The organism is Polaribacter filamentus (assembly GCF_002943715.1).
GTDB classification, from domain to species: Bacteria; Bacteroidota; Bacteroidia; order Flavobacteriales; family Flavobacteriaceae; genus Polaribacter; species Polaribacter filamentus.
Map to the genome: position 1 here is coordinate 2,000,797 of NZ_MQUA01000013.1, position 14,305 is coordinate 2,015,101.

General features: G+C 35.3%; 7 protein-coding genes and 1 pseudogene. All 8 read right to left on the reverse strand.

Translation table 11 applies throughout. The features are described 5' to 3' along the window. The 8 genes and pseudogenes from BST83_RS11350 to BST83_RS11385 all read right to left on the reverse strand — a co-directional run bounded on the left by BST83_RS11350 (position 1) and on the right by BST83_RS11385 (position 14,292). Complete coding sequence (locus tag BST83_RS11350) at positions 1–1,227, reverse strand: hypothetical protein (RefSeq protein ID WP_146092154.1); 1,227 nt, start codon at positions 1,225–1,227, stop codon at positions 1–3. A 21-nt stretch (positions 1,228–1,248) separates the two neighbouring features. Further along, positions 1,249–2,850, reverse strand: coding sequence for a sulfatase-like hydrolase/transferase (locus tag BST83_RS11355; RefSeq protein ID WP_104809890.1), 1,602 nt, complete (start codon positions 2,848–2,850; stop codon positions 1,249–1,251). Between the two features lie 24 nt (positions 2,851–2,874). Then, positions 2,875–4,074 (reverse strand): Gfo/Idh/MocA family protein, encoded by a 1,200-nt coding sequence (locus tag BST83_RS11360; RefSeq protein ID WP_104809891.1) that lies wholly within the window; start codon positions 4,072–4,074, stop codon positions 2,875–2,877. A 9-nt stretch (positions 4,075–4,083) separates the two neighbouring features. Then, a complete protein-coding gene (locus tag BST83_RS11365) occupies positions 4,084–5,427 on the reverse strand; it encodes a Gfo/Idh/MocA family oxidoreductase (RefSeq protein ID WP_104809892.1) in 1,344 nt (447 codons plus the stop codon). Between the two features lie 28 nt (positions 5,428–5,455). Further along, complete coding sequence (locus BST83_RS11370; RefSeq protein ID WP_104809893.1) at positions 5,456–6,841, reverse strand: 3-keto-disaccharide hydrolase; 1,386 nt, start codon at positions 6,839–6,841, stop codon at positions 5,456–5,458. 273 nt (positions 6,842–7,114) lie between these two features. Next, positions 7,115–8,323 carry a mannose-6-phosphate isomerase, class I gene (gene manA / locus BST83_RS11375; RefSeq protein WP_104809894.1) on the reverse strand — a complete coding sequence of 403 codons (1,209 nt, stop codon included), beginning with the start codon at positions 8,321–8,323 and terminating at the stop codon, positions 7,115–7,117. 300 nt (positions 8,324–8,623) lie between these two features. Next, a pseudogene (locus BST83_RS11380) lies at positions 8,624–10,855 on the reverse strand (GH92 family glycosyl hydrolase); the annotation flags it as partial. 422 nt (positions 10,856–11,277) lie between these two features. Then, complete coding sequence (locus BST83_RS11385) at positions 11,278–14,292, reverse strand: T9SS type A sorting domain-containing protein (protein ID WP_104809896.1); 3,015 nt, start codon at positions 14,290–14,292, stop codon at positions 11,278–11,280. Between the last annotated feature and the right edge of the window lie 13 nt (positions 14,293–14,305).

Below are 14,305 nucleotides of genomic sequence, written 5' to 3' on the forward strand. Positions count from 1 at the left end.
TTAATCAATTATTGTATTGTAAAAGTTTTCATTCTTATCGATACAAGCTGAAAACTGTAATATGGCATTTTCATTTTTTATGGTAACAGGAGAATCGCTCATATAGTTTCTCATTCGTGCTCCAAAAACAGAAACCGATAACTTCTTGTTTCCTCTTACTAATAAATAGTCCCAAGACATTTGTTCTTTTACTGGTGTTAAAGCACTATTCCCTCCAGAGAACGCTTCTACGTTTGTTAGTGAGGTATGCCCCTGACCTTCTATGATTATTGGGTGAATATTCTCTACTTTTTCACCTGTATTAGCAATAATAGAACCTTGAGTGATTTGCCAATTTCTATTTTTAGAATTACTGCCTTGCTTTAAAATACCTACTGCTACGCAATCGAAATTAAAATTGGTTAACTGCCCATAGGACTCTTCTCCTAAAAAAATGCCTCCATAAGTACCAAAAGTAAATAGGTCTATAATTTGAGCATTATCTGTATTATTGATGGCATAGGCAAAGGTTTTTTTAGCGATAACTGCATCAACCACATTTCGTTTTATCTGTCCTCCAATAAATCGTTGCGACGCTGGGTTTACATGGCAATGTAAAATACGTGGCACATCATAAACATAATTCATCCTTATAAACTCTCCGCTTAAAGGAAAGCCATAACAATGTTCAAAGGTCATTAACTCACAAGGAAATTCTCTACTTGCATTAAAATCAAAAGCTACATATTCTCCATAAAATGATAAACAAGACATATACACACCTTGTGTAAAACTGGTTTTGGATACTTGAATAGTTGGCGGGTATACAATAATTGCTGAAGGATCGTTTAAGGTTTGATCAGCGTACCAAAATTGAATGCCTTTTATTTGTGTTGAAGACTTTACAGTAATAAATACGTTTTTACGATCGGTTATTTTGAAAACACTTCCTACTGGTTGTTTTTTATTTTGGTGAATGGTTCCTCGGGGCGTAGGGCCATGTACCCCAATTAGTGATACATTGTCTTTTAAAATAATCCCTCCTTCTATATGATACGGTTCATCTGAGGGTTCTACCCAAAGTGCTGCCCCAATAGATGAAGCCCAATCTATAGCCTTTTGTAAATTTATTTTATTTAAAGCTGCACTGTTTTCTGGCTTTACACCAAATTCCTGAATACTTTTCATGTCTGAAGCATAAATCCATTGTATGCAAACCACAAAAAGAAGTGTTATAATTTTTCTCATTTATTTAAATTTTATATACTGCTAGATTAGTTGTCTTTCTTTTACACCATCGTAACGCGTTGAGTGATTTTTTTTCAACCACTCCAATAAACAAGCTCTTAACTCTTCGGCTTTTTCTTTGTATTTAGACTTACTAGGGTTGCTTCCTAAAAGATTATGCATTTCGTGTGGATCGTCATTTAAATTATACATAGCATTTATTACGGTAGATTCTTTTGTATAGGGGATCATTAATTTCCAGCCATCTTTTATAACCATATAATTTGGTGCCACAGGCCCTCTGTAATCCCATTCTGTGACCACGTATTTACCGTGTTCTTTATCCGTGCCCTCTATTAATCCTCTAAGGCTTTTGCCGTCTGAAGGGTATTGTTTTTCAATATCCAAATAATCCAAAATGGTTGAAAACAAATCAACATTTGAAACATAACCATCAACAACCGTGTTCTTCTTAATTTCTTTCGGAAAATGTATCATTAATGGGATATGGGAAGACTCTTCATAAAATACGTTTTTCTCTCGTAACCCATGAGCGCCCAGCATTTCGCCATGATCGCTAGTAAAAATAATTAAGGTATCATCTGTTAAATTATTGTCATCCAAAGTTTTTAAAATCTTACCAATCCAATCGTCTATCTCTTTGATGATACCGTAGTAATTGGAAATCATATATTTTATTTTTTCAGGATCAGAATATTCAGGTAGTCCCATTCTACCATTGGCTGTTTTATATGGAGAATTTTCCATATCATCATGAATACTAAAAGGCGGTATCATATCTTCAACAGGGTACATACTATAATAAGGCTTAGAAGGTGTCATAGGTGCATGTGGCATGTGAATGGACAAGGTAATACTGAAAGTAGTGTCCCTTAATCGTTCAATGGCCGCAATAGTTTCTTTGGCTTGGTACGCTGTAATGGTGTGTTTTGCAGGAACTTTCAACTCTCCGTGTAAATTTGGCTGCGACCTCCTTTTTTTATCATCTTTTTGAACCACCTCATAAGTCTTCCCGTAATAGGAATCTATAGGATCTGGCTTGTAAGGCCTTTTCACAAATGTGTCATAAAACTCTCCTTCTTTTAAACCTCTTTGAGGAAAATTTTCATTGAGATAATCCATATACACATGATTTTGTCCACCATGTTGAAAAATAGATTTGCCGTTCTCGGATTGCTTCTTTGGATTTTTATAGACCTCGGAATGGTTGGACATAACATGCCATTTACCATAATACTCACAATGGTAACCGTTCTCGGTTAAAATTTCATCAAACGTAGGCGTGGTCATTACTGGAGTTTCATTATAAAAATACGTTTTTGCGTTTGTATTTACCCCCGTGCTTTCTACAGTCATTCCTGTAAGGATGGCAGATCTTGCTGGACCGCAAACTGCCATAGGCGTATAAGCATTTTTGAAATAAGCTCCGCTTTTAGCTAACTTATCTAAATTGGGCGTTTCTACCACTGAATTCCCTGCAATACTCAAGGCTTTGTATTGTTGTTGGTCTGTTAATATAAATAATAGGTTTTTCTTTTTTTGCGCTATGGCAGAAAACGAAATAACAACCATTGCAAGCAATAACAATCCTGGGTTTATAGGTCTATAAAAATTTAATTGCATTTGTTTTAATTTAAAATAATTTAATTAACGCACCATTTTTGTTTGATGCTGGTTCCAATGCATGATTTTTTCATTGTAAATAGCATCTAAAGATAATTGCACAGCTATAGCCGTATTTGCTCCTGTATGGACGTTGGAAATAGGTAGTTTATGATTAATAATATTTTCTTTGAAATCAATTAAAGCCAATTTACTTGGGTTTTGATGAGGCACATCGATTAGAATACCTTTACTTCCCTTCGCATTCATTGTTGCTCCAGATACCCCATCCACATCGCCATATTCTTTTTCTAATCCTTTTTCATAATAAATCCATGCTTCTTTAGAGCCCAATAGGATGGTTCCCTTGTCCCCCTGTACTTTTATTTGATAGTTTTCAAACGCATTGGATGTAAGACAACCAAAAGTCGCTTTAACGCCACTTGGATATTCATATATTAAATGGATATTATCATAAGTATCCCTACCATCCTTCCAATAATCGATACCTCCAGTACCCATTATTTTTTTAGGGTTCTCACCCAAAACCCAATGTATAAAATCAATTTGATGAGAACACAATTCGGCCACTAAACCTCCAGAATATTCCCTGTACATCCGCCAATTGATGGCGCGCTCTAAATCAGAATCTGGTAAAGGACGTCTCCAATTACCATGTCTATTCCATTGACATTCAAATAAAGCCACCTTACCTATTTCACCCTGTTTTATTAGATTGACAACATGTGCATAGAGTTTTGAATTATGATATTGATGCCCTGTTTGAAAAACCGTTGAAGATGTGCTTACTTTTTTAACCAAATCATTAATACCTTGGTATCCTTTAGCCATAGTCTTTTCACAATACACATGTTTCCCTGCATCCAAGGCATCCATAGCAATTTTTGAATGGGTATAAAAAGGAGTTGATACAATAATGGCATCAACATCCTTATTATCCAACATTTTCTTATAATCAGAATAACCCTTAGCTTTATTTTCTGTCTTTGCTAAGCCTTCTTCCAATCTAAAAGGCAATACATCGCAACAAGCAGCAACTTGAACACCATCAATTTGATTCAACAACGGTATCAATCCACTTCCTCTATCTCCAGTTCCAATAACACCTATATTCACCCTGTTATTTACACTGAAACTATTGGCCATACCATAAATTGCTGATGTTCCTACCAAAGCTCCTGCTGACACTAAACCGCCTTTTGCAATAAATTCTCTTCTTTTCATAAACTAAAGTTACAATTTTGGCTCCCAACCTGATTCGTAAGTACGAGACCATAATTTCATAGCTTCACGATCGAAAATGCGACCTGTAGTTGCATCAACATCAAAAGGTTTATCAATTCTCGAAGCAATATTGGCGTAATGCGTCATCGCTTGGCTTACCGCACCTTGCGAAATAGGAGCGGTTAAGGTTTCTTTACCACGAATGGCCCCAAAGAAATTCTCGGCATGTCTGGTAGTCATATCACCACCACCACCTAAAGCAATACCGCCTTCTGTACCAGCAGATTTACTGCTTCGTATGGATTTTCCTTTAAGGTCGAATATCTCAAATCCTTCTCTGTCTATAAACGCAGACCCTTCAGAAGCATAAACTATCGTCCCTCTACCTTTACCGTATTTGTCGTAGCCATTTCTACTTTGTCCGTCCCACTCAATAATTTTTTCGCCAGGAAACTTAAAACGTGCTTCCATAGAATCATACATTTCCCATCCATCATCAAGATATTGGTTCTTTCCTGCTCTAACATTAACATGCTCTGGGAATTCAACACCCAAGGCCCAACGCGCTATATCCAATTCATGGGTTGCATTGTTGCCCATTTCGGCTGTTCCATAATCCCAACCGTACCAGTGCCAATTGTAGTTCCATGTGTTATCTGTATAATCCCTTCTTGGGGCTGGTCCTTGAAATAAATCCCAATCCAATCCTGCTGGTGGTGGTGCTTTTGTTTGTAGTGGCACCTTGCCTCTTTGATTGATATAAAAAGCCGTGGCTCTATAAGCTTTGCCAATAACTCCGTCGTGTATATCCTGGATAATGGCATTAGATTCAGTTGAAGATCTTTGTTGGTTACCCATTTGAACTACTTTGCCATATTTTTTTTGGGCAGCTACCACCAGTTCATTTTCGTGCATATTATGGCTACATGGTTTTTCCAGATATACATGTTTCCCTGCTTGCATTGCCATGATAGCTCCAGGGGTGTGCCAATGGTCTGGCGTAGCCATAAAAACAGCATCCACATTTTTATCTTCCAATACTTTGCGTATATCATTTTCTAAGGCTACTTTATAGTCTAAACTTTTACCAAAATTTGCAGCCGCTTCATCACGCTGACTTTTCATGACATCACATAAATAAAGCAATTTGATATTGTTGTTTTTGTTTGTAATAGGCCCTTTGTAAGCTCCATACCTTCTTCCTAAACCTTGAATGGCAACATTGATACGCTCATTTGCCCCAATAATATTAGAATAACTCTTTGCAGTCATTGCATTTACTTTGCTTCCTAAAGCTACCCCTACAGCTCCCATAGCTGCTTTTTTTAAAAAATCTCTTCTATCTGTACCCATCTTTATGTAATTGTTTTGTTTTTCATATTTATTTTAGAGGACGTATTTTTATGTTTCTAAAGAACACTCTATCACCATGGTCCTGAAGTAAAATCCGCCCTTGATCTGCTGCTCCAAAATTTGGCCATTTATTATATTTACTTTCAGATACCAGTTTAAGATATTCAGGGCTCTTACGCTCATACTCCAAGACCATTTTACCATTTAGCCAATGCTCCACATGGTTGTTTTTTAAAATAATATACGCATGGTTCCATTCGCCTATTGGGTTGACCACTTTGGTGGTATCTGCTTGAATTAAATCGTATAACGAAGCTACAGTTCTACTGCCTTCATGATTTCCTAGTTTAGCATCTGGATGTCTCGCATCATCTAAAATTTGATATTCCAAACCTATTGATGACCCTGCCCCTTTATTAATTTCAGTATCTACATAATATTTAATACCACTATTTGCGCCTTCTGTAATTTTAAAATCTACTTTTAGTTCAAAATCGCTATACTTTTCTGTAGTCACAATATCGCCACCATTTGTTGATTCCTGGCCACCAGAAGCTAATACAGATAATACTCCATTTTCAATCTTCCATCCGCTTTCTGGAAATTTATCGAGCTTAGCACCTCTCCATCCGTCGGTGGTTTTACCGTCCCAAAGCATTTTCCATCCATCCTTCTCATCATGGCTTGAAAGGTTATTGGCTGTATATTTTGGTTCTAAAACACTCGTTTTTGAATATTTTACAGCATTATCCGTAATGATTTTTATGTTTTTCCAGCTGACCTGTGTTCCTTCTTTATCTTTACTTTGGATATTATGAACTTGCAAACCAATAAAACCAGTAGCCGTCATATCATCTACTAAATGCGCTGCTGGAACACCATTAATCCACGTTTTTAAAGTATCTCCAATGGCTTCTATTCGATAATGATTCCAATCATTTTGTTTGAATGCCTTTTGCGCTTGAGGGTTTTCTTTTAGGTCATACAACCAACCTCTTCTGGCCTCATCATAAATACCCCCACTCCATGCTCTTTCAGAGGGATCAATTTCTATTTGATAACCATGTACGCGCCCATTTTTATATTCTGGAACGCTATTGCTTCTTATTTGAATCCCTGAATTTAATTTTGGATCTACTTTATAGTCTAACTCCAAAATAAAATCGCCATAAAGTTTATCTGATTGTAAAAATGTATTGGCTGTATTTAAAGTTGATGTTCCTACAATCGTAGCATCCTTAACTTCATAGGAAGCATTCCCTCCAATTTTAGACCAACCGTTTAAGGTTTCTCCATCAAATAAACTGACCCAAGGTGCATCGTACTTTTTCGTCTGACCACAACTTGACATAACTAGTAGCATTGCTACGGCAAATACTCCATTAATTTTAAAATGTTTTAAATTTACTTTCATTGCTTACTTTAAATTAATTATATGCTTATTAGCGTACTTCATTGTTATTAAACCAAATGTAAAAGGCTATTCTTAATTAATAAATAATATTCTCTTAATTAAGAATTAATACCACTATTTCGCGGATAATTTTGAAAAAAAACATGCCTCAGGTAGTCTTTATTTCCAATAACGTAATGCCTTTATAAAAAAGACAAACACCACACTGAAAAAAATTGAGATTGAAAATTATAAATACTGATAAAAGTTCTTAAAATTTTACGATTTATTGATTCAGATTTGAGGCGCCGTAGCCTTGTACAAAATAGCATTTTTAGACGATGACATTTTATAAGAACTATCTGCAGTTAAAATGGCTGAATCCCCTTTTTGGAGATCTAACCACATATCACCTTCCTCAATCTTAACCTGTCCTTCAATTACTATAAGAATTTGAGCTGTTTCAGATTTAGATTTATATATTTTTGATGAAGTTAAAACAATCTGGCTCAATTCAAAATCTGGAGCTGGACTTTTATAAATGCGTTCCATACCATCATTTTGCAGTTCTCCATGCATAATATTTGGAACCGTTTCTTCAAAAACAACATGTTTAAGCAGTTCTGCTACATCTACATATTTAGGGGTCAGACCGCCACGTAACACGTTATCTGAATTTGCCATCAATTCCATGTTTTGTCCCTCTAAATAAGCATGTGGAATGCCCGCATCTTGAAAAACAGCTTCACCTTTGTTCGCTTTAACAATATTGAAAAAATAGATGGAATAAATCCCTTTATCTAAAACGGCTGCTTTATCCGCAGTATCTACAGCTTTTGCAGCCCAATAATCAGGACTGGACTTACTTAATTTCCCAGCTTTAAAAGCTGAAAAAATCGGGACTATTAGAGGCTGAAGCATAGTATTGGTTTCCTCTTGTGTTTGCTCCATGACTTTTTTATACAATCCAAAATAGCCTTCGGATTGAAATACAGGAAGCAACGGACGAAACTCTAGTGTATTTTCAAGTACTTGCGTGAGTTTATCTTTTGGCAAAAATCCGTGCAGTAGCCAAAACTCACTAAGTGCAACCATAATTTCTGGTTTATGGTTATCGTCTTTATAATTTCTGTTTGGCGCAGTAAGCGGAATACCCAAGTCGTTTTCTTTTTTAAAGCCTTTTTCGGCTTCAACTTTGGTAGGATGTACCTGAATAGACAACATATCATTCACATCTAAAACTTTAAATAAAAATGGTAAACGTCCAAATTTCTCTGCTATACCAGCTCCTAACTTTGTTTTTAAATCCGAATTCAGGAACGTATTCAAATTTTGATCTCCATTCTCAGTTGCCACCACAGAAGGTGCGTTTTCATGCGCTCCAAGCCAATATTCAGCGCACTTTTCGTTACTTGGAGCCTGCCTCAATAAATTAGGGATAAATTGGCTTCCTCCCCAAGCATAATTTTGAATTTTTCCTTTTAGTTTAAATACTTTTGACATTTATTTTTTAATTTATGTAATGATTCTATTTTTTTATTAATGCCAATTGAATAATCAATAACCATCAAACGCTATCCACAGCCCTCTTACTATTTCTCTCTAAATAAGACATTTAGTATATGACTCCATTGTGTTATTCCTAACTTGCTGGGTTAATGTAGTAACAAACTGACTAAAAACCTCTTGAGTCAATCAGCATATATGAAAAATGTTTTACCATCTTCTCTATTTAATAAAACGACCCTTAATTGCTTATTTTAGGGCTATTTAAGATGTTATAGTTCTCACTCTAAAGTATAATTAGAGCTTTCTTTTTTTTGGAGATGCACTCATTTCAATTAACAATTCCCCGCCACCCATAATCATATCATGCGTAATTATTAAGTTTTCTAATTCTTTTCCGTTAAACACTGCAGATTTAACATATTTGTTCTCCAATGAATTATTTACTGTTTTTACAACCAACGTTTTACCACTGTCTAATTTCACCGAAACTTTTTCATGCAAAGGAGAGCCAATAACGTATTCACTATCTGCAGGACTAACAGGGTAAAACCCTAGTGATGAAAAAATATACCATGATGACATTTGCCCTAAATCTTCATTATTAATCATTCCGTCTGGTTTGTCGGAATACATGGTAGTACAAATTTCTCTAACAATTTCCTGTGTGCGATCCGGCGCACCTGCCAAAGTATACATATAAGCCGTATGATGACCGGGCTCGTCGCCATGACCCAATTTCCCAATAAAGCCCGATATATCTACATGTTGGTGTCCATCAATAGTTGTATTATCTGAATATATATTATCCAACCAATTTACAAAAGCCTCTTCTCCGCCAACCAATTCAATCAGATAATCAGTATCATGCGGAACATAAGTTGAATAGGCCCAAATATTTCCAGAGATGTAATTAAATTTTAATTCGTCCCAAATATCCATGCGCATTTCAATCCACTCGCCATCGGCTTTTTTTGGCCATAAATATTTCTTTTCGTCATTCCATAGGTTTCTATAACCTTTAGACCGTTTAGAAAACAGCTTATAATCTTCCGTTTTACCAAGCTTTTTAGCAACTTGAGCTAAAACATAATCGTGATAGTTATATTCTGTTGTTTTAGACACAGAACTTCCTACATCGGCAGTGATATAACTTCTTTCTAAGTAACTATCCATGCCATTATTTCGTCCATAATTAGGGCTACTTCCTACTTTAGTAAAGGCAGCATCATACATTGCAGCATAGGCATTATCGATGTTGATTCCCTCAATGTTTTTTAAAATAGCTTCCCCCATAACGGCAATTGGAGAGCGCCCAATCATACAAAAATTATCGTATCCACCACATTCCCAAATAGGTAAGCTTACTTTGGCATCTGTATATCTTGAAGCGAGAGAATTTACAAAGTCAGCATTCTTTTTATTTTCAACAAGGGTAAATAACGGATGCGTTGCACGGTAGGTATCCCATGTTGAATAATTGCTATATTGAGGAAAGTCTGAATTCAAATGTTTTTGTTCCACAATATAATTACCATCCACATCAGAAATTAAATTAGGCCCAATAAACGAATGGTAAACCGCTGTGTAAAAAATTCTTTTTTGAGTTTCGTTAGCTGTTAAGTCAAATTTTGAAAGTTTAGATAGCCAAACTTCCTTGGCTTCAGCTAAAGCAGTATCAAAATTTTTATTTGTTGCTTCTGCTTCAAAGTTCTTTTTTGCGCCTTCAAAACTCACATAAGATAACGCCAATTTGATTTCAATTTGATCTCCTGCATTTAGGTTATAAGTTACAAAAGCACACGTTTTTTTATGGTTGGCCTTAAATTCTTTTTCTATGGTTTCATTATCAACAACTACCCCTTTTTGTTCAAACGGTTTTGAAAATTCAGCATAAAAATAAACCGTTCTTGGACCTGCTGCGCCGTGAGATTTTTTTGAACCTCTCATGGCTGTATTTGATAAAAACTCAACTTGCGTGTTTGTCACGCCTTCTCGAATATTATGAACTGGGTCAATTATTATATGGTTTTCTCCTGAATTATTAAAAGTATAACGATGAAATCCAACACGTGGAGATGCTGTTAATTCTGCTTTAACATTATAATCATCTAAAACAACGCTATAATATCCCGGGCTCGCCTTTTCGGTGTTATGAGAAAATCTGGAACGATAACTTTTATCAGGAGACTCTCCTTTACCTGGATTTAGAATTAATTTTCCCGAAGTGGGCATGATTAAAAAATCGCCAAAAGCGCCTAAACCAGCCCCACTAATATGGTTATGCGCAAAACCTTTTATAATAGAATCTGTGTAGTGATATCCGGAACACCAGTTTCTACCTCTATTGTCGTTTGACGGACTTAATTGTACCATTCCAAAAGGTGTGGTTGCTCCGGGAAAGGTATGGCCATCACCAGCTGTTCCAATCATGGGATCAACAAATGAAAGCATTGAGGGTGTGTTTTGCTCTGTTTTGTTACAGGCATAGAAGCTAAATGCAATAAACGAATAGGTTAATAATTGTTTTAAAAATTTTGAATTTGGTTATTTAACATTTCTATTTGATTGGTTTTATGATGTCTTTTTTAAAATTATCGACATAAGAAAAAAACAGATGTATTACTTGTACTAATCAGGTTTCATTTCATATTTGATACAAATCTATTTCTGATAATTAATAGCAAATTAAATACTGCTTAATATTTAATTAAATCAAGTATCATACTGAAATTATAAACAATAAAGACTACAGAACTATTTATTTAATATGTTGCATATTCTGTTGGAGTTAGGTTTTCGCCCGAAGCATTCGAAAATCTCTGGTAAGAATATTGCCATCAATAGCAATATTCTTCAAATTTATTAAGCGCATATTCGTTACGTCTAAATACCCCACTACAAAAGCAACTATAAAGCAGGTTTTTAAAGGCGTACTATTCTAGAAAATTTTATTTTACTAACAGTTTTTTTGTGAATAGAACATCATCAATTTTTATGTTCACAAAGTAAATTCCTGAATTTAACATCTGTAAAGGAATTTCTAGATACTGGTTCCCAGGGTGCTTATGTTGTTTATTAATAGGTTGTGACACGGTTTGCCCCAACATATTCATAAGCGTTATACTTACATTTGATGATTTTGATAATGTAAAATCAATATAGACTTCTGCATCTGCCGGATTAGGATATAAATTAAAAGATATTTGACTATCAAAATCATTTACTGACAGCACACTTTCGCCAATAAGTTGAATGGCATCAATACGTGTTGTTACCAAACCGTTCTTTTTTCTATAAAGCCTAAACCAATTAATGGCACTTAAATCTGGATTACCCATTTTTCCGGCATTTTTAGTGTAAAGTTTAATAAAATTCCAACCAGCATTTAAATTATTACCTAAGTTCCAATTATATTCGTTATTATCTGGCCCACCTGAACTTCCTATTTCTAATTGATTATTGGATTGTAATTGCGAAGGATCTGAGACGTAATACCAAAATTGTAATACAGTACCAGATTCGGTTCCTTTAGCATCATAAGGGTTTGTAAATACTTTTTTAAATTCATCGGTCACACTCCCTATAAATTCTATACAACTAACACCTTCTTTGTTATCCGTACTATTTAAATTTATACTTGAAGACGAATTCCAATCGCTTAAATTATCGCAGTCATCTAAGTATAAGCCCAACTCTTTATATGTAGCCGTGATTGTTACATCTGAGGACGTTGTAATCACTTGAGAGTTTGACGAGTATTTTTTTGTTATTATAGGGTCTCCTGCATTTACTACCCATTCTTTAAAAGCATAACCATCAGCCGGTTGATCTGCTAAAATTTCAACTGTAGTATGATCAATATAGAAGCCATCTCCTGTACCATTGTTTACTACCAATTCATATTTAGGTACGCTGGCATTATAATCCAAGATTTGTATTTCATCAATTCGAGTTAAAACGGAACCCGACTTACTGTTATATAGGCGAAACCAGTTAATTGCATTTAAATTTGGTTCTCCTATCTTTCCAGCATCACTTACTCTTAACGTTATAAGATTCCAACCTGTATTCAAATTTTTTAAAGACCAATTATACTCATTCTGATCATTAGTACCACTACTTCCTATTTCTACCTGATTTGATGATCCCATTTTTAAGGCATCTGATGTATAATACCAAAACTGTAAAACCGCATCTTCTTCAGGAATACCAGAATTATATGGCTTAGAAAACACTTTTTGAAATTCACTAGTGTTAACGCCAGTATATTGAAGACAATTAGTCCCCTGTTTTTTCTCTGTATTATTTAAACTTAGATTTCCCGATGAATTCCAAGCTGTTATAACATCACAATCATCTAAAAACTTTGATGAATTTCCAACAGTAACTAATCTATGTTTAGACTTTTCTCCAAACCAACCCGCTCCTTCTTGTATCATTTTCCATTGAAACCGATATGTATTAGCTAAAACAGGTACAGTAATATTAAAAGTGAATATTTTACTTGAGCCCGGAGTTATGGTCTCTCCATTTTCTAATTCTACACGGTTTGTTCCCCAGATTATATTATTTTCAGGATCTACGCTTCCAAGTTTATAACCTTCAGCTTTTGTCCAACTAGTTGTACCCGTATTCTTTATGGTAATACTAACTAAAGTTGTAGCTCCTGAGGCTATAATTGTTGGTAAATCTAGAGTAACAAACCGTGAACTATTAGGGTACGGACTTATAGGTATTTGGTCAGTTAAACTGATATCACCTCGTAACATTTTGGATGCTTCTCCTGTTAATTTCAAATACCAATCACTAGGTAAGTCTATACCATCATAATCTAGAGTAACAAACTCGCCAGTTGTTGGTGTTTGACTAAAATTTTCGGTAATTTTAAATATGGCTGTTCCTTCATCAACCTCATCAAACATAGCTACATAAACCATTTTACAACCAGCATCAATAGCATTATACATTTGACGCCATAAAAATTCCCCGCCATTTCTTGGAATAGAGTTCAAAGCATTGTCTTCTCCTTTTAAATTCTTCCAAGAAAAACCTGGAAAAACAACAGGCATATATTCCATACCTCTACTTGCAGTATCATCTAAATCGGCTTGAAAATAAGTGTCCCTATAAATATCCGCACTATTATTATCTCTATACCTTCCAGGAGCCCAAGGACTTATAACCTCAAAAGCATCATATACTGCCTGCCAGTCATTTGAATCTTGCCTCCAACCATTACCAACGCCTGCTTTTAGGGTTACCTTATATTTTTCGGGAGCATCTACTGTAAACCATTGTACTAATTCTGCCCAATGTGCAGCTGTAAGTGTGCCATAACTTCCACCAACATTAACACCCCACAATGAAAGCAATGGGCGGCCTTCATGATGCAAGTAATTAGGACTTTCTAAAACCTTTATATCATCAACCAAATGTATCCAGTCATTAATAACATCCTGAACAAAAGTGACTGGGTCTCCACCAGACATGTCATACATATTTGCAAAAACACGACCATGTGCTTCGGCTCCTAAACGTACATTATGCAACACCTGATCTCTTTGTTCCCTTCTGGCTTTCGCCGAACTTATAAAACGCTGCACAAAAACACCATCAATACCGTAATCTTTCATCCATTTTACATGACGATCAACTGTTTTAGTTGTAGAGGCACTATAAAGCCCTGCATTAGACCCATCTTCATAATTAAAATTGGTTGAAAACAATTCATCGGCATCAAGCTCCCTTAAATCTGGCCACATATCGAAAGTAATATTATCAGCACTAGGTTTTTGACCGCGAGACCAATGAATCCATCCATGCTCATTACCATCATCAGGAGCATTAAACCACCCTTGGTAACCTGCCATAATTTTATTATTTAGTGTTGTGGCATCTATTACTTGTGCCTTTCCTTTTAATATGACACAAAACACTATTAAAATCATTAATACTCTTCTCATAATTTGCTGGCTC